This is a genomic window from Ruegeria sp. BB7, from assembly GCF_056539365.1.
In genome coordinates this window covers 12,445-37,871 of sequence record NZ_JBQFUV010000009.1, presented here as the reverse complement: position 1 = coordinate 37,871, position 25,427 = coordinate 12,445, and the positions used below count along the sequence as shown (strand labels likewise).

At 56.3% G+C, this 25,427-nt stretch carries 25 protein-coding genes and 1 tRNA gene; 10 read left to right on the top strand and 16 right to left on the bottom strand.

Going from position 1 to position 25,427, the window contains the following annotated elements; translation table 11 throughout:
* Positions 1 to 23: 23 nt before the first annotated feature.
* On the bottom strand, positions 24 to 1,025 hold the full coding sequence (gene dgcN, locus ACR0D7_RS13950) for an N-acetyltransferase DgcN (RefSeq protein WP_480679547.1): 1,002 nt from the start codon (positions 1,023 to 1,025) through the stop codon (positions 24 to 26).
* A gap of 295 nt (positions 1,026 to 1,320) precedes the next feature.
* Here dgcN and ACR0D7_RS13945 point away from each other — a divergent pair, with 295 nt between their 5' ends.
* Complete coding sequence (locus ACR0D7_RS13945) at positions 1,321 to 2,283, top strand: L-malyl-CoA/beta-methylmalyl-CoA lyase (protein ID WP_170387085.1); 963 nt, start codon at positions 1,321 to 1,323, stop codon at positions 2,281 to 2,283.
* Positions 2,284 to 2,316: 33 nt separating this feature from the next.
* On the opposite strand, the gene ACR0D7_RS13940 is transcribed toward ACR0D7_RS13945, so the two are convergent.
* Both ACR0D7_RS13940 and ACR0D7_RS13935 read right to left on the bottom strand, forming a co-directional pair.
* Positions 2,317 to 2,895 carry a PA14 domain-containing protein gene (locus ACR0D7_RS13940; RefSeq protein ID WP_480679546.1) on the bottom strand — a complete coding sequence of 193 codons (579 nt, stop codon included), beginning with the start codon at positions 2,893 to 2,895 and terminating at the stop codon, positions 2,317 to 2,319.
* 117 nt (positions 2,896 to 3,012) lie between these two features.
* Positions 3,013 to 3,465, bottom strand: coding sequence for an Lrp/AsnC family transcriptional regulator (locus ACR0D7_RS13935; protein ID WP_480679545.1), 453 nt, complete (start codon positions 3,463 to 3,465; stop codon positions 3,013 to 3,015).
* A gap of 73 nt (positions 3,466 to 3,538) precedes the next feature.
* Between ACR0D7_RS13935 and ACR0D7_RS13930 the strand changes: the two genes are divergently transcribed.
* Both ACR0D7_RS13930 and ACR0D7_RS13925 read left to right on the top strand, forming a co-directional pair.
* A complete protein-coding gene (locus tag ACR0D7_RS13930) occupies positions 3,539 to 4,135 on the top strand; it encodes a LysE family translocator (protein WP_480679628.1) in 597 nt (198 codons plus the stop codon).
* Between the two features lie 146 nt (positions 4,136 to 4,281).
* The gene (locus ACR0D7_RS13925) at positions 4,282 to 5,244 is read left to right on the top strand and encodes an acetyl-CoA carboxylase carboxyltransferase subunit alpha (RefSeq protein WP_170575607.1); all 963 of its coding nucleotides are present in this window, start codon (positions 4,282 to 4,284) and stop codon (positions 5,242 to 5,244) included.
* Positions 5,245 to 5,247: 3 nt separating this feature from the next.
* Here ACR0D7_RS13925 and ACR0D7_RS13920 read toward each other — a convergent pair whose 3' ends face one another.
* From ACR0D7_RS13920 to ACR0D7_RS13910, 3 genes are all read right to left on the bottom strand, one after another.
* Positions 5,248 to 6,375: a lytic murein transglycosylase gene (locus ACR0D7_RS13920; RefSeq protein WP_480679544.1), complete on the bottom strand. Its 1,128-nt coding sequence runs from the start codon at positions 6,373 to 6,375 to the stop codon at positions 5,248 to 5,250.
* 111 nt (positions 6,376 to 6,486) lie between these two features.
* Entirely contained in the window at positions 6,487 to 7,134 is a 648-nt protein-coding gene (locus ACR0D7_RS13915; RefSeq protein WP_170387074.1) for a GntR family transcriptional regulator, read from the bottom strand.
* A 30-nt stretch (positions 7,135 to 7,164) separates the two neighbouring features.
* A complete protein-coding gene (locus ACR0D7_RS13910; protein ID WP_480679543.1) occupies positions 7,165 to 7,860 on the bottom strand; it encodes a M48 family metallopeptidase in 696 nt (231 codons plus the stop codon).
* Between the two features lie 100 nt (positions 7,861 to 7,960).
* Here ACR0D7_RS13910 and ACR0D7_RS13905 point away from each other — a divergent pair, with 100 nt between their 5' ends.
* Positions 7,961 to 8,287: a TIGR02300 family protein gene (locus ACR0D7_RS13905; protein ID WP_480679542.1), complete on the top strand. Its 327-nt coding sequence runs from the start codon at positions 7,961 to 7,963 to the stop codon at positions 8,285 to 8,287.
* 141 nt (positions 8,288 to 8,428) lie between these two features.
* A tRNA-Ala gene (locus ACR0D7_RS13900) sits at positions 8,429 to 8,504 on the top strand.
* Between the two features lie 98 nt (positions 8,505 to 8,602).
* Here the strand turns inward: ACR0D7_RS13900 and ACR0D7_RS13895 are convergent.
* The 8 genes from ACR0D7_RS13895 to aptA all read right to left on the bottom strand — a co-directional run bounded on the left by ACR0D7_RS13895 (position 8,603) and on the right by aptA (position 18,044).
* Entirely contained in the window at positions 8,603 to 9,934 is a 1,332-nt protein-coding gene (locus ACR0D7_RS13895; RefSeq protein ID WP_480679541.1) for an NAD(P)/FAD-dependent oxidoreductase, read from the bottom strand.
* Between the two features lie 493 nt (positions 9,935 to 10,427).
* Positions 10,428 to 10,838, bottom strand: a complete 411-nt coding sequence (locus ACR0D7_RS13890; protein ID WP_480679540.1) for a universal stress protein — start codon at positions 10,836 to 10,838, stop codon at positions 10,428 to 10,430.
* A gap of 144 nt (positions 10,839 to 10,982) precedes the next feature.
* Positions 10,983 to 12,275 carry a TRAP transporter large permease gene (locus ACR0D7_RS13885; RefSeq protein ID WP_480679539.1) on the bottom strand — a complete coding sequence of 431 codons (1,293 nt, stop codon included), beginning with the start codon at positions 12,273 to 12,275 and terminating at the stop codon, positions 10,983 to 10,985.
* The gene (locus ACR0D7_RS13880; RefSeq protein ID WP_480679538.1) at positions 12,272 to 12,886 is read right to left on the bottom strand and encodes a TRAP transporter small permease; all 615 of its coding nucleotides are present in this window, start codon (positions 12,884 to 12,886) and stop codon (positions 12,272 to 12,274) included. The genes ACR0D7_RS13885 and ACR0D7_RS13880 overlap by 4 nt, the downstream gene beginning before the upstream one ends.
* Before the next feature lie 71 nt (positions 12,887 to 12,957).
* Entirely contained in the window at positions 12,958 to 13,968 is a 1,011-nt protein-coding gene (gene dctP, locus ACR0D7_RS13875) for a TRAP transporter substrate-binding protein DctP (protein WP_480679537.1), read from the bottom strand.
* A 72-nt stretch (positions 13,969 to 14,040) separates the two neighbouring features.
* Positions 14,041 to 15,150, bottom strand: coding sequence for an alanine dehydrogenase (ald, locus tag ACR0D7_RS13870; protein WP_170387884.1), 1,110 nt, complete (start codon positions 15,148 to 15,150; stop codon positions 14,041 to 14,043).
* A gap of 25 nt (positions 15,151 to 15,175) precedes the next feature.
* The gene (locus ACR0D7_RS13865; RefSeq protein ID WP_480679536.1) at positions 15,176 to 16,687 is read right to left on the bottom strand and encodes a CoA-acylating methylmalonate-semialdehyde dehydrogenase; all 1,512 of its coding nucleotides are present in this window, start codon (positions 16,685 to 16,687) and stop codon (positions 15,176 to 15,178) included.
* Between the two features lie 34 nt (positions 16,688 to 16,721).
* A complete protein-coding gene (aptA, locus tag ACR0D7_RS13860) occupies positions 16,722 to 18,044 on the bottom strand; it encodes an omega-aminotransferase AptA (RefSeq protein WP_480679535.1) in 1,323 nt (440 codons plus the stop codon).
* 144 nt (positions 18,045 to 18,188) lie between these two features.
* Between aptA and ACR0D7_RS13855 the strand changes: the two genes are divergently transcribed.
* Positions 18,189 to 18,755: a cupin domain-containing protein gene (locus ACR0D7_RS13855; RefSeq protein ID WP_480679534.1), complete on the top strand. Its 567-nt coding sequence runs from the start codon at positions 18,189 to 18,191 to the stop codon at positions 18,753 to 18,755.
* A 183-nt stretch (positions 18,756 to 18,938) separates the two neighbouring features.
* Here the strand turns inward: ACR0D7_RS13855 and ACR0D7_RS13850 are convergent, their stop codons facing one another.
* Both ACR0D7_RS13850 and ACR0D7_RS13845 read right to left on the bottom strand, forming a co-directional pair.
* The gene (locus tag ACR0D7_RS13850; RefSeq protein ID WP_480679533.1) at positions 18,939 to 19,445 is read right to left on the bottom strand and encodes a hypothetical protein; all 507 of its coding nucleotides are present in this window, start codon (positions 19,443 to 19,445) and stop codon (positions 18,939 to 18,941) included.
* 410 nt (positions 19,446 to 19,855) lie between these two features.
* A complete protein-coding gene (locus ACR0D7_RS13845; protein WP_480679532.1) occupies positions 19,856 to 20,806 on the bottom strand; it encodes a GlxA family transcriptional regulator in 951 nt (316 codons plus the stop codon).
* Between the two features lie 137 nt (positions 20,807 to 20,943).
* Here ACR0D7_RS13845 and ACR0D7_RS13840 point away from each other — a divergent pair, with 137 nt between their 5' ends.
* Genes ACR0D7_RS13840 through ACR0D7_RS13825 form a run of 4 tightly spaced genes read left to right on the top strand, consistent with a single transcriptional unit; the run spans position 20,944 to position 25,418 of the window.
* Positions 20,944 to 21,654, top strand: a complete 711-nt coding sequence (locus ACR0D7_RS13840; protein WP_480679531.1) for a GntR family transcriptional regulator — start codon at positions 20,944 to 20,946, stop codon at positions 21,652 to 21,654.
* 7 nt (positions 21,655 to 21,661) lie between these two features.
* Positions 21,662 to 22,579, top strand: coding sequence for a dihydrodipicolinate synthase family protein (locus tag ACR0D7_RS13835; protein ID WP_480679530.1), 918 nt, complete (start codon positions 21,662 to 21,664; stop codon positions 22,577 to 22,579).
* Positions 22,580 to 22,584: 5 nt separating this feature from the next.
* Positions 22,585 to 24,081, top strand: coding sequence for an aldehyde dehydrogenase (locus tag ACR0D7_RS13830; RefSeq protein WP_480679529.1), 1,497 nt, complete (start codon positions 22,585 to 22,587; stop codon positions 24,079 to 24,081).
* Complete coding sequence (locus tag ACR0D7_RS13825) at positions 24,078 to 25,418, top strand: NAD(P)/FAD-dependent oxidoreductase (protein WP_480679528.1); 1,341 nt, start codon at positions 24,078 to 24,080, stop codon at positions 25,416 to 25,418. Before ACR0D7_RS13830 ends, ACR0D7_RS13825 begins: the two co-directional genes overlap by 4 nt.
* The last annotated feature ends 9 nt before the right edge of the window (positions 25,419 to 25,427 follow it).

Here is a 25,427-nt window from a genome sequence, read left to right as displayed (position 1 = left end):
CATCCTCCGGCGGGGTCCTTTGATCACATTGCAGCCAGCGCGTCGACCAGTTTACCTGCGCCAAAGCGATACGGATCGGTTGCGGGCAGACCCATTTCGGCTTCGACCTTGGCGATATAGTCCTTCGCCTCGTCCTCGCTCAGATGCTGCGTGTTGATCGAAATACCAGCGACCTGACAATCCGGGTTGGCAACCCGCGCCAGCGGCAGCGCCGTATCACGCAACTGCTCGAGGGTCGGCAGCGAAAACTCTGGCAGACCACGCATATGCGTGCGGGTCGGCTCGTGGCACAGGATCAGCGCGTCCGGCTGGCCGCCATGGATCAGAGCCATGGTTACACCAGAATAGGAAACGTGGAACAGCGACCCCTGCCCTTCGATGTGATCCCAGTGATCCGCATCGTTGTCAGGTGTCAGGTACTCAATCGATCCCGCCATGAAATCCGCAATCACCGCGTCCAGCGGCACGCCGTGCCCGGTAATAAGAATGCCAGTCTGGCCTGTCGCGCGGAAGGTCGACTTCATGCCACGCTTGCGCATTTCGGCGTCCATGGACATCGCCGTATACATTTTGCCGGCCGAGCAATCGGTTCCGACGGCCAGACAGCGTTTGCCGCTGCGCTTTTTACCATTGGCAATCGGGTAACCAACGGTCGGAACACGCACGTCGTGCAGGGTGCCACCATGCGTCTGTGCAGCAGCGACCAGATCACCTTCGTCCCGCAGCAGGTTGTGCAAGCCCGATGCCACGTCATACCCCATATCCAGCGCGGCAATCAGAACCTCTTTCCAGGCTTGACTGATAAAGCCGCCACGGTTGGCCACGCCGATGACCAATGTCTTGGCACCAGCCTCTTTGGCCTCGGCCAGGGTCATGTCGGTCAGGCCCAGGTCAGCCTTGCAGCCTTCCATCCGAAACTGGCCCACGGCATTTTCAGGACGCCAATCCCGGATGCCGATGGCCACTTTGGCCGCCAATTGGTCGGGCGCATCGCCCAGAAACAGCAGGTACGGTGTCTCGATCATTGCGGTTTACTCCTTTGATTCCGAGCCAGCCTATGGGACGTGTCCGACGAGTGCTTCGCGTTTTCATCCGACATCATTCGGACGAATGGGAAATTTTCCCGCATTATCGCAAAATGCTGCAATTATCTTTCAAGTTTTCACAGTGATTATTATTTAATCACCGAACTGGAGGCTTCCTGCAGCAGATGCTGCGAACGCAATGCCGCATCTGCACAAAGATACTTGCGTATAGTTGCGCAATTTAATACCTCAACACGCAAGAAAATTGTAATTTCCTTACTCGCACGAGGTCCAGATGAGCTTTCGCCTTCAACCCGCCGCCCCTGCGCGCCCCAACCGTTGTCAGCTGTTCGGGCCGGGGTCAAATACCAAGCTGTTCCCGAAAATGGCTGCATCGGCAGCAGATGTAATCAACCTGGATCTTGAAGACTCGGTTGCGCCCTCGGACAAGGACGTCGCCCGCGCCAATGTGATCGAGGCGCTGAATACGGTCGATTGGGGCAGCAAATACATGTCGGTGCGGATCAACGGCCTGGATACACCTTATTGGTATCGTGACGTGGTCGATCTGCTTGAACAAGCCGGAGACCGTCTGGATCAGATCATGATCCCAAAGGTCGGTTGCGCAGAAGATGTCTATGCCGTGGACGCGCTGGTGACTGCCATCGAGCGTGCAAAGGGCCGCACAAAACCGGTTTCCTTCGAGGTCATCATCGAATCCGCCGCTGGCATCGCGCATGTCGAGGAAATCGCAGCTTCGTCGCCACGGATGCAAGCAATGAGCTTGGGTGCAGCAGACTTTGCAGCCTCGATGGGAATGCAGACCACCGGTATCGGCGGCACGCAGGAAAACTACTATATGCTGCGCGAAGGTGAAAAGCACTGGTCCGACCCTTGGCACTGGGCGCAAGCCGCCATCGTCGCAGCCTGCCGTACTCATGGTGTGCTGCCGGTCGACGGGCCATTTGGCGATTTCTCGGATGATGAAGGGTACATCGCACAAGCCAAACGCTCGGCCACGCTGGGTATGGTTGGCAAATGGGCAATTCACCCAAAGCAGATCGCGCTGGCCAATCAGGTCTTTACCCCCTCGGACGAAGCTGTATCAGAGGCACGCGAAATTCTGGCCGCGATGGAACAGGCCAAAGCCAATGGCGAGGGTGCCACCGTTTATAAAGGCCGCCTGGTCGATATCGCCTCGATCAAACAGGCTGAGGTCATCGTGGCGCAGGCCGAATTGATCGCCGCCAACGGCTGACACTAAAAAGGCGCCCTGCGGGGCGCCTTTGCTTTACCGGCCGAAAACGTCGTTGGGTGTCCAGGTGAACCGCTCACCCTGTTTGCCCGACTTCATCATCAGGCAGGACGTTCCGAGTTTCTGGTAATAATAGATTTTCAACGGATACCACCCGGCTTGCGGCACTTCCACCTCGGTTCGTTGATTGGCTTCACAACCCTGAACACCGTTCACGCGGCCAATCTCTTGTCCCCCAACCCAAGCTTCTATCCCGTCGTTCGACCATGTTTCGAGCTCGTAAATTCCGGGTGAATCAAAACGCATATACCCCGTGACTTCAGCGGCAACATTATAAGCGCCGTCGAATGTCATAACATCCTCACCCTTGCTGGTGTCCCTGTAATCCAGCCCCCGCAACGGTGTTCCGGGCTGTGCTTGAGACAGTAGGCTTTTTGCCTGGCTCAGGTCCCGGATCTTCTTGTGCTGATTGCCGGTACCGAAGTATTTCACATTCAACCCGGCCTGCGGGCTGGGTTGCGGGTTGGCGGGTTGCAGTTTCAGCGGTGCAGACATGGCTACCCCAGCGATCAACGCCAAGGCTGAGGCAAGCGCTCCGGTTCGGATGAATGTCATGGTCATCTCCCTGAGTTTGGTCCTGATGGGGTTGATCCCCATTTGATTGACCTTTGTGATGACAGTAAGACCTGAGAATTTACCGGGCAAGACGGCAAACGATCACATTCTCGACCATTAGGCGCGCATGTCCTTGGGCGATCCCATTACCACGTAAGACGTGATCGAAGTTACATGCGGCAGAGTTCCCAATACCTCGGTATGAAAGGTTTTGTATGCGGTAAGATCCGTGCATTCGACACGCAACAGATATTCAATAGTGCCGGTAATATTGTGGCATTCCACAACCTCTGATGCATTTTGCAAGGCGCGTTCGAAACCTTCTTGGGCTGCTTTGGTGTGCTCTCCCAAACCAACACCGATATAAGCGACAAAACCCACCCCCAGCGCAGCGGGATTCAGCACCGCACGATAGCCCGAAATCACACCTGCACGCTCCAGCTCTTGCACCCGACGTAGGCAAGCCGAGGGGGATAAACCGACCCGATCTGCCAGTTCCAGATTGCTGATACGGCCATCACGGGACAATTCCCGCAATATTTGATGATTTATTTGATCAATCTTCGTCATTAATTGTGAAAATACTATAGCTACGCATCAGAACGCAATTTCATTTGCCCCTTGCGCGGTAATTATGCGCCGCATGACCTATGACATTCTTCTGGCCCTGATCGCCTTTGCCTTTGTGTCGTCCATCACGCCGGGACCGAACAACTTGATGCTGATGGCATCGGGCGCCAATTTTGGATTTCGCCGTACGATCCCGCATATGCTGGGAATCGGTCTGGGGTTCACGGTCATGGTTCTGCTGGTCGGTGCTGGTCTGGCGCAGATGTTTGAACGGTATCCGATAAGCCATACAATTCTGAAGGCAGCCTCGGTGCTTTACCTGCTGTACCTCGCGTGGAAGATTGCGCATGCGGCCCCCGCGTCGGGCGCGAAGGCCAAAGGCGACCCCATGACCTTTTTGCAGGCCGCCGCCTTTCAATGGGTCAACCCCAAGGCCTGGACAATGGCCCTAACGGCCACCACGGTCTATACGCCAGACCATACGTTGCAGGCCATTGTGATCGTGGCTGTGGTATTCGGTGCAGTGAACCTGCCATCGGTCAGCACATGGACCGTGCTAGGGCAGCAAATGGCACGAATTCTGACCAACCCGCGCCGATTGGTTATGTTCAATTGGACCATGGCGGCGCTACTGGTCGCCTCGCTTTATCCGGTCCTGCTGTCAAATTGAGCTGCTTCGGCGGAAGGCTGATTTTGGCATCCTTCCATTCTCTTTGCCCTTTCGGGTGGTCATATTCCACATCCGCAAATCATGCTGAGTTGCATCCCGGGCGGCCACAGGTCATATAGCAGAGAACTTCCGCGTTGAGAGGCGTCATGACCCAGTATCTGGATTTCGAAAAACCGCTGGCCGAAATCGAAGGCAAAGCCGAGGAATTGCGAGCGCTTGCCCGTGCCAACGAAGAGATGGACGTGGCCGAAGAAGCCGCCGCGCTGGATGCTAAAGCCGCCAAACTATTGGAAGAGCTTTATGACGATCTGACCCCCTGGCGGAAATGTCAGGTGGCACGCCATCCTGAACGCCCCCATTGCCAGGATTATGTCGAGGCGCTGTTCACAGAGTTCACCCCACTGGCCGGTGACCGAAACTTTGCAGACGATCTGGCAGTTATCGGCGGCCTGGCCCGTTTTAACGACCAGCCGGTGATGGTGATCGGCCACGAAAAGGGATCCGACACCAAATCCCGGATTGAGCGCAATTTCGGCATGGCCCGCCCCGAGGGGTATCGAAAGGCTGTGCGCCTGATGGAGATGGCCGGGCGATTTGGCCTGCCGGTGATCACCCTGATTGACACAGCCGGCGCTTATCCCGGCAAAGGGGCCGAGGAACGCGGCCAGTCCGAGGCTATCGCGCGGTCAACCGAGATGTGCCTAAAGATTGGTGTACCACTTGTGTCAGTCATCATCGGCGAAGGTGGCTCGGGTGGGGCCGTTGCCTTTGCGACGGCAAACCGTGTCGCGATGCTGGAACATTCGGTCTATTCGGTGATCTCGCCCGAAGGCTGCGCCTCGATCCTGTGGAAAGATGCCGAGAAGATGCGCGAAGCCGCCGAGGCGCTACGCCTGACCGCGCAAGACCTACACAAGTTGGGCGTTTGCGATCAGATCATCGCCGAGCCCAAAGGCGGTGCGCACCGCGATCGTCCTGCTACGGTTGAATCGGTCCGCGAGGCAATTACCGCCATGCTGAAAGAGCTGGATGGCAAAGATGCGGCGGCCCTGATCAAGGACCGCCGTCAGAAATTCCTGGATATCGGTTCAAAAGGGTTGGCGGCGTAACCGTCAGCCACCCAATTGCCGTAAAAGCGCGACAGAGGGTTCACCGGTCACCGGCAGCCCATTGGCGCGCTGATAGGCGCTGATGGCGGATTTGGTGTTGTTGCCGATCACCCCATCCGCACCCTGTGTGTCGTACCCCGCCGAGGTCAGACGACGCTGTAGCTCCTTACGATCTTCCAGCGTCAGACCCGTGGCATCCGGTCCGAAGGATGCCTTGAACGGTGCACCACCCGCAATTCGATCAGACAAATGCCCGACGCCAATCGCGTAACTGTCTGAGTTATTGTAGCGCTTGATCACCTGAAAATTGCGGAACACAGCAATGCGCGGCCCGGGCTTTTGCGGTTGCAACAGCGCGACAGGTGTACCCGACACGGTTCCCACCTCTCCACCCCAAGGCTGTCCCCGCACCCAACCTGCACGCGCCAGATAAGCCGCGGTTGACGCCAAGGAATCCGCGGGGTCATCCGACCATATATCGCGACGCCCGTCACCGGTGAAATCCACCGCATAAGCAAGGTATGATGTAGGAATGAACTGGGTGTGCCCCATCGCTCCGGCCCAGCTGCCGGTCATTTTGTCGGGCGTCGTGTCGCCCTCTTGAATGATCTTTAGGGCTGCGATCAATTGCTTCTCGAAAAACGCACCGCGTCGCCCATCATAGGCCAAGGTTGATACGGCCGAAACCACCGGCACATCGCCGCGCCGCGCGCCATAACGGCTTTCCAGACCCCAAACCGCCACTACGACCTCTTTATCGACGCCATACTTCGCCTCGATCTGCGACAGAGTACCTGCGTGGCGCACCAGCATCTGCTTGCCGGTCTCGATCCGCTCATCCGACGCCGCAATCGCCAGGTAATCTTCAAGCGAGCGTTTGAATTCGACCTGATTGCGGTCGCGCTCGATTACATCGGGCAAATACCCTGCCCCCTGAAAGGCGCGATTCAGAGTGTTCTGCGAAATACCCTGCGACGCCGCGCGCCCTTTGAACCCGGCCACCCAAGCATCCCATCCTGCATTGGGCACCGCCCGCATCCGCGTGGCTGGGGCGCTTGTGGGGGCACCAGTGGAACAGGCGGAGAAAAGGGTCGCCCCGAGCCCTAAGGAAAATGTCCGTCGATTGATCATGACTGAAATCTGCTCTTGTTGTGATTTGGTCCAGAGTAACCCAGACCTAACCTCCAAGCCACTACGACAAAGCCGTTCAGACGCAATTTCAGGGCTTCGGCAACAAGCCGCTCAGCTTACCAGCAGCCGCAGGCCCTGCGTCACGTCCGAGCGAACGGCCAGCCGCAATCCGGGTTCGTCCCCGGCTTGCAAAGCTGCGATGATCAGCTTGTGGTTATGCGGCGGATCGGTGCGCCGCAATCGCCCGTAGAGCGCACGCATGGTGGGGCCAAGTTGCAACCAAACGGTTTCAGCAATCGCCAGCATGGCCGGGGCCTGCGCCCGCAGATACAGCGTGCGGTGAAATTCCAGATTGGTACGGATATAGCCGACAGCATCCCGCTTGGTGACCATCTCGGCCACGTTCATGTTGATGCTCTGCAGCCGGTCGATCAGTGCCATATGTGCCCTCGGCAACGCCCGGCTAGCCAGCTCGACCTCTAGCAATGCGCGCAGGGCTGCCAGTTCCTCGATCCGGTCATTGGTCAACTCGGGTGTTGAGACACGGCCCGAGGTCGACAGGAACAACGCCCCTTCTGCTGCCAATCGCCGTACGGCCTCACGCGCGGGGGTCATCGAAACACCGAATTCCTTGCCAATCCCCCGCAGAGTCAACGCCTGCCCCGGTGCCATTTCTCCGTGCATGATACGTGAACGCAAGGCGCGGTAGACCTTGTCATGCGTGGCAGTCTGCGATTCTGAAGGACGTGCAGTCAACATACTCTCATGTGATCACAAATATGCGCTGGGTCAACTCACTGCTGCGTCAAATCGGTACTGATGCAGTAACGCTCCGTTGTCGCGCAACCAGCGCCGTTGCGTATGGTAGTCCCCGAATATCCGTTCCACCTGTTCCCAAAAGGCCGGTGAATGGTTCATCTCGACCAGATGTGCCACCTCATGCGCGGCCACATAGTGCAGGATTTCTGGTGGGGCGAGGATCAACCGCCATGAAAACATAAGACCCCCGGCAGAACTGCACGATCCCCAGCGGGATCTGGTATCGCGGATCGTCAGGCTGGAATAAGACCAACCCAGCATCGCCGCGTAATCGTCGCAGGCTCCGGTCAAACGATCCCGCGCCAACTCTTTAAGAAATCGGGCAAGACGCCTTGCCTCCGCCCCCTCGGGAACTGCGATCTCATCGCCACGCAGTTGGACCCGTCGGCCAGGCGCTGGAACGATTCGTCGCTCGACCCCCTCGACGGGTATGGACCGACCGAATTGAACCACCGCCGGGTCGGGACGATCCTGCAGGTGTTGGCGTATCCAGCCCTCTTTCGTTCGGGCGAAACTCAGCGCTTCGGCCTCGGGCACACCCTGAGGGTAAGTCAGTGTAACCCGTCCATCCAATTGCGAAATTCGCAGGCTGATCCGCCGTGCCCGCGCCGATTTTCGCAGCGTCAGCGCCACCGGAGGCCTGCCGGGCAGTGCGTGATCTCCCATATGCCTGTTTCTCCTGCTCAAAGGCTTTGACAGTGCCCGCTGCATGTGGCACGTGACCTGAATCATTACTACGACTCACCTGATATCAAGGGGATTTGAGATGCCCAAGGAAGAATGGGGTGTAAAGCGCGTTTGCCCGACCACTGGCAAGCGGTTTTATGACCTGAACAAGGACCCGATCGTTAGCCCCTACACTGGCGAGATCGTGGAGCTTGAGACCGGCAAAAGCCGAATGATCGCTGCGGATGCAGAAGATGCAGCCTCGGCCAAAGCGCGTGAGAACGCGTCGGAGGACGATCTGGTTCTGGATGATGACGACAATGTCGATGTCGATCTGGATGATGATCTGTTGGACGATGATGACGAAGACAATGACAAGGTCTCGTTGGACGATATCACTGACATGTCGTCGGAAGACGAAAACTAAAACCGGCAAGAGGCGGCTTGCCGCCGCCTCATGTCGACCTGGACGTAGGTTGGAAAGTTTTTAGCATTTTCCATTTTTTGGACTTGCACTAACCGCCGTCGTCTCATAAACGTCCGTCCACTGCTTCGGCAGTACCTTGATGGGGCCTTAGCTCAGTTGGGAGAGCGCTTGCATGGCATGCAAGAGGTCAGGGGTTCGACTCCCCTAGGCTCCACCATCTCACCTTTCCCAAAAGCTTTATAAGAGAACGTTCTTCTCGATTGGCTCCATATTGCCGAAGTTTGGGTAAATACGCCGACTGCTTGCCGACGACCGTCATTTCATGCGGCTGGCTTGCCTGTATTGGATTTTATCAATCCACCTGTACCAGGTCACGGCAGCGGGCAGAAACCATGGATTACCGCGATAAAGCGGTCGGGTGGGAAAGGGTAACCCGTCCAAGGCAGTTTTACCCGCAGCCTTGCCAAGAATTTTCTGTCCAACCCGCATACCCAAGTAGCTGGCCAAAGACACACCTGTACCACAATACCCCATCGCATAGTGCATGCCGTCATGAACCCCGATATGAGGCAACTCATCAAAGGTATATCCCACAGTACCAGTCCAAGAATTTGAGAATCCGTAAGAGGCCAGCTGCGGGAAAATCCGGCACATATCAGCATGTAGTTTCGGGCCACTGACGGATGGGTCGGTTTCCTTGGCTGAGACACGCCCCCCAAACAGAATACGCGTCCTGTCAGGAGAGGTTCGGTAATAATAGACAACCTTGCAGGTGTCGTTGACGATGCGGTTCGTTGGCAACAATTCATCCATCAAGTGCGCGGGCAGAGGGTCGGTTGCAATGATATAGCTGCCGATCGGAATAATGCGGCGCTGCAACCATTTGCAAAGTGGCCCGCTGTAGCCGCCAGTGGCGACCACTACATCTCGTGTTTGCACCACGCCTTTCGATGTTTGCAAAAGGAATCCATTGGGGTTTTTCTCTACCGTATCGACCCGGCAATTGCCTGTGACATGTACACCAGCCTCTATCGCTTTTTCCAACAAGCCACGGTGATACCTCGCAGGATCCAGGGAAGCATGATGCGGGTAGACGACTCCGCCAAAGTAGGCGTCCGAGCCCAGTTCACCATGCTGATCGTCTCGCGGAACCGCATAAGCATCCGCACCTTCGGTCTTGTTCAGCTTTTCCGCAAGACGCACCAGCCCTTCATAATGCTTAGGCGTATGAGCCGCGTGATACCGTCCGCATCGCACGAAACCGCAATTGATCCGCTCAGTTCGAAGGAAATCATCAATCCAGTTCAGAGCATTAATGCCTTCTTGGCGAATACCTCTGGCTCTCTCTGGCCCGTAACGCGCGCTGAGTTTCTCAAAATCAGGCTTGATACTGGTGCTGATCTGGCCACCGTTTCTTGTACTGCAGCCCCAACCAACGTCGTTTGCATCAAGAACCAACGTCGATCTTCCCGCCCGGGCCGTCACCAATGCCGCATTCAGTCCGGTATATCCAGATCCGACAATGGCGACATCGACCTTCTGCAAAGGGACTTCTGGGCGCGCACTGGGCGAAGGCAAATCCTGAAGCCAATACACCCCTTCGGCTTTATCTTGAGGATGAGCAGCCCCAGATTCATGTAGTGGCATAGTCGCTGTCATTCCGTTCGGCTCGCAGAATCTCTGTATAATCTGTTATACTTACAAGTGTCGGCGACAAAGGCATTCTTTGCCGTTCAATATAAAACCTGGGAGGTTGGTGTAGAACTTGCCATCAGTCCGGGTAAAACCAATGCGCAGAATGGTCAGCCAATCCCAGCCAGCATTCGGACCAAAAGCAGAACGCTCAGAACTAAGCATTGGAGTTTTAAAGCCGAAACATCAACGAAGGGGCGTTTTTGCGACTTCTAGCTGTGCAGCGAGTGAAGGCACCCTATCGGGCGTATTGTCCTCGCAGGGTCGCGAGTGACAGGCGAGCACGAAAATTACCGTGCGGGCACGGCCTCACCTATATTTCCAGAACCCGCAAGAGTTAGGTTGAATTGACAGGTTGCTGCTATTTTCCTGGGGCGTTTGCCAGCCCCGTGACTATCACAGAAGATATTCACAGGGCGATTTGGGCAACTTTATACGTTGGTAAGGTTTACACGCGGAGCACATGCACTGAGCACCGAGCGTGGCGCACGACGAGAGCGGCTGTTGAACCTAGGAAGAAGTCTTTCATTCCGGGTTTGTGCGACGCGAGTACAATGCAGTCGATGCCGTGTTTGTTGGCGTATTCCGTAATTGCGCGGCCTGCCGATTGGCTTTCGATCAAGACAGAAGAGACTTCGGCTTCGTCTTTCAGGCGTTCAGCCAAGCTCGCCTTCGCCTTCTCGAGAGATTTTTCAGCGATCCCTTCATCCATGTAGTACATGATCTGTCTATTTGGAGGTTCATGAATATGGGCCGCGGTGATTTTTCCGCCTTCCGAGAGCAGGGCGCGCGCTGCCGCAAGAGCAGGTTCACTGATGCCATGCTCAAGAGAGAGCGCTACTAAGATATTGCTGTACATTTCTAACCTCTTGTTAAAGGTTTCCACATTTCTGTTTTAGACTTGTCTCCCCTACCTTGTTTTTAAGGGAGATAACACGCACCCCAAACCTAAACTTGGGGTGCGTCCATCGATACAAGACGTGGTATTTACACTTTCGCGCAGTTACCGACCCAGCAGAAGGTCAGGCAGGAAGAGCGCGAGCTCTGGCACGAAAGTGGTCAGCATCAGGGTCGGAAGCCAAGCGAATACGATGAAGACCAAGGTTGGCCACAGCATACGCGAAACCGGCTCATCACAGACCTGAGCACCAAGATACAGCAATGGCGCTGTAGGAGGTGTGATATTCGCCATACCCAGGTTCACACCGATTACGGCCGCGAAATGGATCGGATCCATGCCGGTGCTCTGGGCGATGGGCAGCAAGATCGGTGTTGCCAGCAGCAGACCCGAAATATCGTCCATCAGCATCCCGATCAGGATCATCACGACGTTGATCATAAGAAGGATCACAATCGGATTGTCCGACACCGAGTAAACCATATCTTTGGCCAGCTGAGGTGCGCCTTGCGAGATCAGGTTGTCCGACACGATCAGAACCATGAAGATCATGACCATGACCACACCAATCGTAACGCCCGAATTCTGGATGGTCTGAGCCAGCGTCTTCCAGGTCAGGCCACGGTAGAAGTAGATCGCGATCGGGATCGAGTAAACCACGGCGATACCGGCGGCTTCGGTTGGCGTCATGATGCCGCCATAGATCCCGCCCAGAATGATCAGCGGCATCATCAGCGCCGGTCCGGCCAGGCGTGCCTGTACACCGAAGGTTGGCAGAAACGGCTTGGGACGTTCCGTCAGGTTGATGTTGTCATACTTCCGCAGCATGAACTGATTGACCACAATCAAAAGCGTGATCAGGATCATCGCGGGAATGACAGTGGACAAGAAGCATTTCAGCACGTGTTGTTGCGCAACCCAGCCATACAGGATGTGCGACGAGCTTGGCGGGATCAACAAACCCAGCGGGCTTGCCGCCACGATCAGCGCAGCCGATTGCCCACCCGGATAGTTGGCCTTTTTAAGGTGAGGCATCATAATGCCGCCAATACAGGTCAGTGTCGCGTTCGCACTGCCGGAAATGGAGCCGAACACACCGCAGGCCAAGACGCCCGCAGCGCTCAGTCCACCTTTGACATGTCCAATGAACATCTCAGCCAGCGAGACGAGTGGTGCAGCAATCTTACCTTTTTCCATGATGCCGCCTGCGATCATGAAGAGCGGAATCGCCAGAAGCACCAGTGAGCGAATTCCGGTAGAACCGGTCGGCAAGTAGCCGGTGATGGATTGATCACCAACAAGGGCGATGAAAATCAAAACCGATCCGAATGCTACATAGACGCTAACGCCCAACAGCAGCATAAAGCAGACAATAAGAAGACTTCCTCCGATGATCATTGGGCTTCTCCTTTTTGCATTTCTGATCTCAGGGGCAGACCCAGCCCCTTACGGATATGCACGTACAAATATGCAGCCGTGAACGTAGCCATAAAGCCAAAGGCCACCATGATGAAAATCCGCCAGGTTACGAATGGAATACGCAGCACCGGGGTCGCGCGCAGCCGGGGGAATGAGAAGTCATCAAGCAGCGAGACATAGCACGCGTACATGAGGAACAGGATCACAAGCACCTCAACTGTCAGGACGACAAAGCCACGCCACCAGATGAGCCGGGGGTTTTGAATCACAATCCCAAGAATATCCGCGTTGATGTGCAAGTTGCGGGCAGAGGCCAGAACAGCACCTGCGAAAAAGCCAATGATGCTGATGCCGAGAAGCCATTCTTCGTAGGCAAAAAGGTCTCCACCAAATCCATAGCGGATGACAACAACGGCGCCAAATGTGAATGCCATCAGGAAACCGGCAAACGTAACAATCTGTCTCATGACGAATGCCACTGCTTTCAACGGGTATCCGATAGCAACTGGCAGCTCATCAGTGATCTTTTGCGAGGTTTTGTTTTCTGCGCTTTCAATGACCACTGTGTGCTCAGCTGGTGAGCTAGACATCTTTCTCCCTCCCTCTGTTGAGCTAAAGATCGAAAAAGGGCCAACTGATTTGCTGGCCCTTTTCTTATTTCTTATTGTTGTGCTTTAGCTGCCAGCAGGCGGTCGATGATGTCCTGACCAACGCTTTGGGCCATTGCAGGCCAGACAGTCTCTTGAACGTGTTTGGCCATCGCAGCCTGCTCTTCGTCATTCAGGCGCAGGATGGTGTAGCCTTTGTCCAGCAGTTTCTGACCGAATACTTCGTCATTCTCGCGGTTATACGCAAAGAAGTCTTCCGAAGCTTTGGTCAATGCTGCCTGCAGTGCGGCAGCCTGTTCTTCGTTCAGCTTGTCCAGTGTACGCTGCGACGCGTAGAAGGTTGTCAGTTCCGAGATCGAGTTGTACTCGACGAAGTGGGTACCAACATCCGACTTGGCGAAGATCGAGTAGGTTGCGGTCTTGGTGCAGCAGATCGCGCCATCAACGATACCGGCTTGAAGCGCCGGGAAGATGTCACCCCATGCCATGGTGGTTGCCTGGAAGCCCAGCTCTTCAACCATCGACTTCACAACGCTGGACGACCAAACACGAATGTTCATGCCTTTGTCGTCAAAGTTGTTCCAGTTGTCTGGCTCTTGCGAAGCAACGATACCGATGAACCCTTCGGGGTTCTGTGCCATCACTCGGACACCGTATTCGTCGGTGATCTCTTGCAGGATGGTGTTGAACTCGGAATCCATGTTCAGCAAGGTGCTTTCCATGTCATCCCAACCGCCCAGCAGGAACGGCATCGACAGGAATTCCAGACGGGGGTCAGTGTCTGCATAGATAAAGGCCGATGCCAGATCGATGTTGCCGCGTGCGACATCTTCGAACAGCGCCTCGCCCGAACCCAGCTGGTTGGCCGGGAAAACTTCGATCTTCAGGCCAACGTCAGCAGCTGCAACGTCTGCTGCGACCTGCTCCATCATTTTGGTGCCCTGGTGATCGATCGGGAACACGCCTGCAAAACGCAGAGTCATGTCTTCTGCAAATGCAGCCGTCGACATCAGTACGCTCAGTGCGCCAGCTGCCATGCCTGTTGTAAATTTATTGAAACTCATCGAGTATCTCCTCCTAGTTGACGAGTAACGCCCGCCCAGCAGCATGCTGAAGCGGGCGTTTATTTGCTGATGTCAGCAAAGTTCCGGGGCAACGAACTCATATCCGAGATCATCTGCCACAGCCTTGTATGTCACCTTACCATGGGCCACGTTCAGGCCGTTCATAAGGTGACGATTGTCCGCAAGCGCCTGCTTCCAGCCATTATTGGCGATGGCCAGTGCATGCGGCAGGGTGACGTTGTTGAGCGCGTAGGTAGACGTGCGCGCAACAGCGCCGGGCATGTTGGCGACACAGTAGTGAACTACATCGTCGACAACATAAGTGGGGTCTGCGTGAGTGGTGGCTTTGGATGTTTCAAAGCAGCCCCCCTGGTCGATCGCCACATCCACGACGACCGCACCGGGTTTCATTTTTGAGATCAGTTCGCGCGTGACCAGCTTGGGCGCAGCAGCACCCGGGATCAGAACCGCACCAACAACCAGATCAGCATTGATAACCTCTTCCTCCAGCGCAGCTTTGGTCGAGTAGACAACCTTAGCCGATGCCTCGAAATGGTTTTCCAGCTTTTCCAGAACTGCAGGGCTGCGATCCAGAATGGTCACGTCCGCATGCAAGCCGACAGCCATTTGGGCTGCGTTGAAGCCAACGACGCCACCGCCGATAACCACAACCTTGCCAGGCTTCACGCCGGGTACGCCGCCAAGCAACACACCTAGACCGCCTTTGGCTTTTTCCAAAGCGCTCGCACCAGCCTGGATCGACATACGTCCTGCAACCTGGCTCATCGGCTTCAGCAATGGCAGGCCGCCATTGTCGTCGGTCACAGTTTCATAGGCGATGCAAACCGCGCCCGAGTCGACCAGATCTTTGGTCTGCTCTGGATCGGGAGCCAAGTGCAGATATGTATAGAGGATTTGACCTTCGCGCAGCATGGCGCGCTCTACGGCCTGAGGTTCCTTCACCTTCACTACCATCTCTGCATTGGCAAAGATGTCGGCTGCGGTTTCGGCAATCTCGGCACCAGCGGCACGATAGGCATCATCATCAGCCCCAATGCCGATACCGGCATTGGTTTCAACAAGAACGTTGTGGCCGTGCGACACCAGCTCGGCGACGCTCTCGGGCGTCAGGCCAACGCGGTACTCGTGGTTCTTGATTTCCTTGGGAACACCAATGAACATTTTCTTCACTCCTTAGACAGGATGATCACTTAGCCGTCGGCATGACGAACTCGGCACCTTCCGAGATGCTTTCAGGCCAGCGCTGCATGATGGATTTCTGCTTGGTGTAGAAACGAACACCCTCTTCGCCATAGGCGTGCATGTCGCCGAACAAGCTCTTCTTCCAGCCGCCAAATCCGTGCCAAGCCATCGGAACCGGGATCGGAACGTTCACACCGACCATACCGACCTGAACCTGCTTGCCGAATTCACGTGCAGCGTTACCGTCACGGGTGAACAGGGACACGCCGTTGCCGAATTCATGATCGTTGATCAGCTGCAGGCCCTCAGCGAAGCTCGAAACGCGAACGCAGGACAGAACCGGGCCAAAGATCTCTTCCTTGTAGATCTTCATGTCAGTGGTGACGTTGTCAAACAGGGTGCCGCCCAGGAAGAAGCCTTCCTCATGTCCTTCGACCGTGTAATCACGGCCATCGACCAGCAGATCCGCGCCTTCTTCAACGCCCGAGTCGATGTAACCCTTGATCCGCTCGCGTGCAGCAGCAGTGACGATCGGGCCCATCTCAGCGTCAAGCTCGATACCGTTTTTGACTTTCAGTGTTTCGGCACGCTCTTTCAGAACCGGGATCAGTTTATCAGCGGCATCGCCCACCAGCAGGGCAACCGAGATCGCCATGCAGCGCTCGCCAGCCGAACCATAAGCTGCACCGATCAGCGCGTCCGCTGCTTTGTTCATGTCCGCATCGGGCATAACCAGCATGTGGTTCTTTGCGCCACCCAGAGCCTGAACACGTTTACCGTTACGCGCGCCCACTTCGTAGATGTAGTTCGCGATCGGGGTCGAACCGACGAAGGACACCGCCTTCACGTCGTCGTTATCCAAAAGCGCATCCACGGAAACCTTGTCACCCTGCACGACGTTGAACACACCGTCGGGGAAGCCAGCCTTTTTCATCAGATCGGCGTACAGCAGCGAAGCAGACGGATCGGTCGGCGACGGCTTCAGGATAAAGGTATTGCCTGCGGCGATGGCGATTGGGAACATCCACATCGGAACCATGACCGGGAAGTTGAAGGGAGTGATCCCGGCCACTACACCCAATGCCTGGCGCGTAGTCCAGTTGTCCATACCAGTAGACACCTGTTCCGTGTAATCGCCCTTGAGGAGTTGCGGAATGCCGCAGGCAAACTCGATGATATCAATACCGCGCTCAACTTCGCCCTGAGCGTCGGTGAAAACCTTGCCGTGCTCGACGGTAATGGCACGGGCCAATTCGTCCTTATGCTCGCGCACCAGAGCCAGGAAATTGTTCATCAGGCGGGCGCGACGGATTGGGGGAGTGTTCGACCACTTTGGGAATGCTGCTTTAGCAGCGGCCACTGCAGCGTCAACCGTTTCGACGGTTGCCAGAGAAACCTCGCCGGTCTGAGCACCGGTTGCAGGGTTGTACACCGGCTGCGTGGTTTCGCCGGAAGGAGCGGTAATTTGGCCATTGATGTAATGACCGATCAATGTGATCGGGGATGCGTCTTTCATGATCTCAGTCCTTTTAGGAGTTGTAAGTCAAGAGTTATGGCAAGTCCGCCAGTACCTCTCCAAGTGTTTGGCATAGTTTGTTTATTTCTGGTTCCGAGATGATCAGCGGCGGCGACAAGGCGATGATATCGCCGGTGACGCGGATCATTATTCCAGCATCCCAGGCGCGCTTCATCGCGTCATAGCCCCGCGCACCCGGCGCACCGTCACGCGGTGCAAGTTCGATTGCGCCCACCAGGCCCAGATTACGAATATCGATGACATTCGGCAGGTCTTTGAGGCTGTGAAGCTGATCCTCCCAGGGCTGCGACAGCAAAGCAGCGCGGCGGAACAGATCGTTCTTCTCGTAGCTTTCCAGCGTCGCCAGGGCCGCAGCACACGACACCGGGTTGGCTGAATATGTGTATCCATGGAACAACTCGATAGGCGCATCGGCGTTTTCCATCGCCGAGTCATAGATCGCGTCGGACACAATAACCGCACCCATCGGAATAACCCCGTTGGTCAGACCTTTGGCTGTTGTGATGATGTCTGGCTTAACTTCGAAATACTCAGAAGCTGTCGCCGCACCCAAACGTCCGAACGCGGTAATAACCTCGTCAAAGATCAGCAGGATGCCATGTCGGTCGCAGATTTCACGAAGCCGTTGCAGGTATCCCTTCGGTGGCAGAAGCACACCGGTAGACCCGGCCATCGGCTCAACGATGACGGCCGCAATGGTTGACGCGTCATGCAGTGCGACCAACCGCTCCAGATCATCTGCCAGCTCGGCACCGTGTTTCGGGCAACCGCGTGAGAATGCGTTTCTCTCCAGATCATGCGTATGGCGGAGATGATCGACACCGGTCAGAAGTGTGCCGAAATGCATGCGGTTCTTCACGATGCCACCGACGGAGATACCGCCAAAGCCGGTCCCATGGTACCCGCGCTCACGCCCAATCAGACGTGTGCGTGCGCCATCACCGCGCATCCGGTGGTAATGCAGCGCAATTTTGAGTGCCGTATCCACGGACTCGGAACCCGAGTTGGTGAAGAAGGCGTGGTTTAATCCCTCAGGCATCATCGCTGTCAGTTTCGTCGACAACTCAAACGCCTGAGGGTGGGAGAACTGAAAGTTAGGTGCGTAGTCCAGTTCATGGACCTGTTTTTGAACTGCCTCAACGATAAGCGGGTCACGGTGGCCTGCGTTGACGCACCACAGCCCGGCCGTACCATCCATGACCTTGCGGCCATCGGAACTGGTGTAGTACATCCCGTCAGCCGACTGAATCATTCTTGGTTCACGAAGGAAATCGCGATTAGCCGAAAACGGCATCCAGAAAGATGACATTGTGTTGGCTTGATCGAGCACGTCCATTCCCCATGAAGCAGAATTTCATTAGATGTAAGATACTTGCAGAGTTAGCGCATCACGCACACCCGGCTTTATGGAAATCTGTAAGTTATTGAAAAACAGTCCGTGGCTGCTTAAAGTGCTTTCGATCACAAGCAGGAAATCACCATGAGCAACTCTTCAAAATCTGATCTGGAAACCGCAAGGCGACTACGATTGATTCGAACGTCCAAAGGACTCAGTCAGCGCGAGATGGCCAAACGAGCAGGAGTAGGTAGCGGTACGATCTCCCAAATTGAAAGTGGATCGACTCAACCTTCTGTTGCATTATTAAAGAAAATTCTCGCGGGGGTCGATATCAATCTGGGGTTCTTTTTCAGCTTTGAACTCAAAAACGAGGATAGCTTCTATTTCCCCCACAGCAGCATGCGTGATCTTGGATCACCCGGCGTTTCCTACCTGCTTGTCGCGGGTGAGCGCCGAGACCGAAAGCTGCAGATGTTAATCGAAGAGTATGACGTTGGTGCCGACTCAGGTCGATCTGACCTATCTCACGAAGGTGAGGAATGCGCAGTTGTCGTCGAAGGCCGACTAGAAGTTACCGTAGACGGGCAGTCCAGGGTGCTGGGCCCCGGAGATGCGTATTATTTTTCCAGCATTCTGCCACACAGATTTCGGAATGCCGGAGACACGCCTTGCAAAGTTATAAGCGCATGTACTCCATCGTCGTTCTGAAGCATCGCGAGATTTCTATCTGAAGGTGCATCATTTACTGTCCTGCGGCCCTGAACTTCCCTCTGTTTCGGGCGGAACCCACCATTGGCAACCAGCAAAAGACGCAGATTGCGTTCGAGTGAAGGGAATTGCGGACTCTTGAGGCTTGTCGCGAGCCCCCGAAGATGCATTGCACTTTGCCAATCAGTTGATCCTCGCCGAAGCCGCGAGCGCACCAGCCAGCGCATTCTGAATCTCCGGCGGGAGATCATGGCCCTTTTCGTGCAACCCGGCGGCGACCCAGCCCACCGTGTGCCCCCTGCACCCAATGTCGTTCGCTCTCGCCAGCGCAGGAGATGTTCGCTCTGCACCGACCAAGGCCATTGACCGTTCGATTTCGCTGTCTGTCAGAACCATTTTAACTGCACTGAAAATGTCTACGGATACCTGCAGGGTCTGATGCTCAAGCCGATGCGCGGCGTCGGTAAGAAGGCGCGTGCAAAAGGCCGACAGGAAATACCAGCGGAAAATGGAAAACACTCGACCCTGCAATTCGCCGCGGACCGGGAGGCTATCCGTGGCCATACAAGAAATTCGCTCGAATGCCGCCTCGGCAGCTTTGGATGCTTGGCAAATCTGCTGCTCACGCTTGGCGATCGAGATCACACGCGGCGCAAATTCGACTGCGGCTTCGTGAGATTCCAAATTCATATCCGTCCTCCAAGTCTTACAACTGATGAGGACATGGAAACTCTTAATAAAATTTGGTTGCGATTTAGCGCCATTTTTTTGCAGAAAACGTCCTTTATTGGCGCAACAAAAAAGCCCACAAACTTACATTAAACGCAAACATAATCGATCTATAGCATACATTTTTACCTATCTGATGCAGTTAGGAGCCATCTCAAATAGGGCAAAGCCAACAGTTTTCGACCAAAAGATACATATATCTGACACGTTCTCGCAGAAGTTATGCCCCTTTTGTCGCCTATCAATACCTAATCCTGCTGATCAGTTTACGAGTTTGAATTTAACGAGGGGGTACGAGCGGGAATATGGGGGTGAGCGCCTGACCAACCGGGCTCGCCGAGGTTCAGAGCAGCTCCCCCCGTCGCTATTACTCAGTCTATCTTGCTTTTTTGCGCGTGCGGCGTAACGCCAAAACTGGACCGATACACCCGCGAAAAATGACCCGGGCTTTCAAATCCACAAGCCATCGCAACTTCGGTCACCGAGGACTCGGTCTGCAATAACAGCTTTTGGGCGCGCTCCAGGCGCAGCTCCATGAAGTACTTTTTGGGGGACGTGTTCAGGTATTTGCCAAACAACCGCTCCAGCTGTCGGGTCGATATTCCCAGATCGTCAGCGATTTTCGATGGGGATACGGGTGCCTCGATGCAGTCCCGCATAATTTGGATCGCGCTGGCCAGATGCGCATTTCGCATCCCATTGCGCGATTGCAGCGATACTCGCTGTTTGGCAGTGGCATTGCGCACAGCGTTGTAAACCATCTGATCGGCCACTGCGATGGCCAGCTCTTCACCGTGATCACGTTCGATCAGGTGCAGCATAAGGTCGGCTGTGGCCGTACCGCCCGAAGCCGTGATGTGTTTTTCATCAGCTACAAAGACGCTACGGACAAGATTCACCTCTGGGAAGGCCTCCATGAAAGCGTCGTGGTATTCCCAATGGATCGCGGCCTGCATCCCAACCAGAAATCCCGCTTCGGCCAAAAGCCATGCACCCGAGCACAGCGCACCGATGGGGGTGCCCCTTGCCCGCTCACGACGCAACATGGCAAGCAGCGGCCGCGTAACATGGCTTCGCATATGGATACCCGACAGCACAAACAACTGATCGGTTTTCGGCAGGGCGTCCAACCCGCCGTGCACCAAGGTGATCGAGCCATTCGAACACACTGCCTGCTCGCCATGTTCCGAGAGGAACGTCCACTCATACAGATCTTCCCCACTAACCAGATTTGCAATCCGAAGCGGCTCGACTGCGCAGGAAAAGGCAAGGTGCGAGAATTCCTCGATCAGGATGAAAGTAATGTGGCGCGGTTGGCGCATGGGTGTCCCATTCAGCTTGGCGTGGTCGATGATCTATGCTGCACGATTCTTTACTGTATACAAGTTGTATTTTTTTAACGTACAGAAAGATTGCATGGTGCCCTTGCGATTCGTGCCAGTGCAGCAAAGGAGATAGGATGAAAGACGACACCAAATCCCGCAAAGATGCGTTCAGGGATCACCTGCGGGCGTCGATCCTGACCCTGCGATTGCAACCCGGCACCGATTTGGACGAGGCGCACCTTTCTGACGCTTTCGGCTTGTCTCGGACTCCCCTGCGTGAAGTGTTTCGTCAGTTGGCAGGCGAAGGTTATCTGGACCTGCGCACCAACCGCAGCGCGCGGGTATCTGAAATGTCCTATACCACCCTGCGCGATTTCTTTCTGGCTGCGCCGATGGTCTACAGCGCAATTCTGCGGCTGGCGGCACAGAACTCTACGCGTGCCCAGATTGATGACCTGAAAGACGCGCAACAGGCGTTCAAGGCGGCATTGCGGACTGGGTCAGCCGAGGATCGTGCACTGGCGAACAATCGCTTCCATGACGTGACTGGCGAGATGTCGGGAAATGTCTACCTTCTGCCGTCGTTCAATCGGCTACTGATTGATCACGCGCGGATCGGCATGACCTTCTATCATCCGCAAACGGCGAAGATGGCCGATAAACTGTCCGAAGCCAGCCTTCAGCATGACGCCATCATTGCTGCCATCGAGGCGGGCGATGAGGCAGCTGCTGCGCAGCTGGCCGAGGACCACTGGAACCTGTCACGCGATCAGATCGAGCTGTTCGTAATGCCTGACGCGTTGAATGTCCCTATGGGCACCCTGCCCCTTTCGAAACCCGCATGAGGACAGAATGAACCCGATTTTCAGATTTGAGGGAATCTATACCCCCGTGGTTACACCCCATCATGACGATGGCAGCGTGAACTGGGACGCATTGTCTGACGTGATCGAATACCTGATCGAGAATGGCGTGCATGGCCTGATCTCAGGCGGTTCAACCGGTGAAAACTATGCCCAGACCGTTGAGGAACGGCTGGATCTGGCGAAGTTCACTCATGAACGATTGAAGGGGCGCCTGCCCCTGGTTGTAGGTACTGGCGCGATGCTTACGCCGGACTCGATTGCGTTGGCCTCCGGCGCGCGCGAAATCGGCGCGGATGCGATCCTGCTGGCCAGCCCGCCCTATTCGGTACCAACTGATCGGGAAAATGCCTTGAATGCGCTGGCCATCGACAAGGCAGCCGATCTGCCGGTGATGCTGTACAACTATCCGCACCGCACCGGTACGATGATGGGCGAAGAATTTCTGGATCGTGTGGGTCGCAGCCGCAACTTCTGCGGCATCAAGGAAAGCTCGGGCGATATCAACCGGGTGCACCTGCTGGCCCGCGACTATCCGCATATCCAACTGGGCTGTGGCATGGACGATCAGGCGCTGGAGTTTTTTGCCTGGGGCGCACCTTTCTGGGTTTGCGGCGGGTCGAACTTCCTGCCGGCAGAGCATGTGGCGCTGTACAACGCCTGCGTGATCGAAGGCAATTTTGCCAAGGGCCGCCGGATCATGAGCGCGATGATGCCGCTGATGCGGGTGCTGGAACAGGGCGGTAAGTTCATCCAGACCATCAAACATGGCGTGACCATGAATGGGATCGACGCGGGCGCCATGCGGCCTCCGCTGAAAGGTCTGAACAAGGACGACAAGCGTGCGTTGGAACAGGTGACGAGTGTGCTGAAGAAGACAATCGCAGATATTGTGGCGGAAGGGTAAGAAACATGGATCTGCTGACACAGGACGAATACAAATCCATCGCCGCAGGCCTGACCCTGCCCACAGGTGCCTTCATTGACGGCGCGTTCCGCCCGACGATCTCAGGTCAGACGTTCGAAACGGTAAACCCAGCCACCGGCGACAAGCTGGCCGATATCGCCGCTTGCGGCGCGGCGGATGTGGACTTTGCCGTCGAAAAGGCGCGTGAGGCGTTTGACGATGGCCGTTGGTCGAAACTGCACCCTTCGGACCGCAAGGATGTTTTGATCCGGCTGTGCAAGCTGATGACCCGCAACGCGCGGGAACTGGCCGTGATGGAGAGCATCGACAGCGGCAAGACCATCTATGATTGCGAAACCGTGGACGTACCCGAGACCATCCACTGCCTGAAATGGCACGCCGAGGCGATCGACAAGATCTATGATCAGGTGAGCCCTGCCAGCGATGAACACATCGCCATGGTGGTGCGCGAACCGATTGGCGTTGTCGGTCTGGTGCTGCCGTGGAACTTCCCGCTGCTGATGCTGGCGTGGAAGATCGGGCCAGCCCTCGCGGCTGGGTGTTCGGTGGTGGTGAAACCGGCGGCGGAGACCACGCTGACAGCCTTGCGCCTGGCCGAACTAGCGATGGAGGCTGGCCTGCCGCGCGGCGTGCTGAACATCGTTCCCGGCGGCGGGGCCGACGTGGGCGAGCCCATCGGGCGTCATATTGATATCGACATGGTGTCGTTCACCGGCTCGACGGTGACCGGCAAACGGTTCCTGACCTACTCTGCCGAAAGCAACGCCAAAGAGGTCGTGCTTGAGATGGGCGGAAAGAACCCCGCCATCGTGATGGACGATGCCGAGAACCTAGACCGCGTCGCATCGCATGTGGTCAATGGCGCGTTCTGGAATATGGGCGAGAACTGCTCGGCCTCGTCCCGCCTGATCGTGCATAAGGACGTTAAGACGGAACTGCTGGAACGCATCGCCCATCATGCCAAGCAATGGAACATCGGTGATCCGCTGGACCCGGAAACCCGCATGGGCGCGTTGGTCAGTGAAGGTCACTATAACAAGGTCTGCAGCTATCTGGATCTGGCCGAGAATGTCGTGATCGGCGGCAAGGCCGAAAACGGGTTCATCGAGGCCACTGTGGTCGAAGTCCCCGGCAACGACGCCACCTTGGCACGAGAGGAAATCTTTGGTCCCGTCCTGTCGGTGATCGAAGTCTCGGGCTTTGACGAGGCCATCAGGATCGCCAATGACACCGATTATGGTCTGTGTGCCTCGATCTTCACCGCCAATGCCAAACGCGCCATCCGCGGCGCCCGCGCCATCCGGGCGGGGACCGTGACGGTCAACAGCTTTGGCGAGGGCGACATCACCACACCTTTCGGCGGCTACAAACAGTCGGGCTTTGGCGGCCGCGACAACTCCGTCCACGCCCACGACCAGTACACTCAGCTGAAAACCATCTGGATCGACCTCGCCGACGACGCCGATGAGGCCGTCGATTGACGGCCTACACAGCAAAACGCCTGCCTCGGCAGACAGGTGCAGCAGGGTGGAACGCCATCCTGCCGCCTCAGCAGGCCCTGCCCGAACTGACCGAGGATCACACCGCTGATGTCACCATCATCGGCGGTGGCTTTGCTGGCCTGTCCGCCGCGCGACGGCTGATGCAATTGGATCCCAACCTGCAGATCACCCTGCTGGAGGCCGGGCCGTTCGCCGAAAGCTCTGCCGGGCGCAACTCGGGGTTCATGATCGACCTGCCGCATGATTTGTCTTCGGACAATTACGCCGGGGCTGGGCTGGAGGCGGACCGCGCCGCGATTGCGCTGAACCGCCAAGCCATCGCATTTGCTTCAGACGTCGCTTCGGAATGTGATCTGCCGCAAGAGATGTTCGACCCTTGCGGCAAGTTCAACGCCGCCGCGACGCGTTTGGGCGACCGCCATAACCGAGACTTTGCCGCGCATCTCGACCGACTGGGCGAGCCGCACACGCTGTATGATCGGCAGCAAATGCAGGAGATCACTGGCAGCCCTCATTATACGTCGGGCCTCTATGCGCCGGGTACGGTAATGATCCAGCCTGCCGCCTATGTCCGGGCCCTCTCGTCGCGGATGGAACAGAATATCGGTGTCTACGAAAATTCCCCCGTCACGGGCTTTGAGCGTCAGGGGCGCGGATGGGTCGTCAAGGCGGCCAAGGCCAAGGTGACGACCGGACGCATCATTCTGGCCAATAACGGACACCTCGAAAGCTTTGGGTTCTACCAGCGACGGCTGATGCATATCTGTCTCTATGCGTCGATGACTGAACCGCTGACGCCCGAACAAATCACAACGCTGGGTGGTCAGTCGCGCTGGTCCGTGACCCCCGCAAACCCCATGGGCACGTCGGTCCGACGCATCTCGGGCAGCTATGGAGATCGCATCCTGATCCGTACATGCTCCAGCTTCCACCCGACGATTGAGACCAGCCCGATGCGCCTGCGCAATGCAGGCTGGGTGCACGACCGCAAATTCCGCGAGCGGTTCCCGCATCTGTCAAACGTGCGCATGGAACACCGCTGGGCTGGGATGCTGTGCCTTAGCAGGAATGGCTCGGCCGCGTTCGGCGAAATAGATGATGGTGTATTTTCGGCCTGCTGTCAGAATGGTCTGGGCATTGCCCGTGGCACCTTGCAGGGCATGGGTGTTGCTGAACTGGTGGTTCAGGGCGAATCCAATATTGCCAGTCACTTCCTGGCACAGCCATTGCCGCCGCGCCTTCCACCCGAACCTTTCGCGTCGCTGGGCGCGAACAGCTATCTGATCTGGAAAGAGTGGCGCTCGGGCAAGGAGTGAACCCGCCCT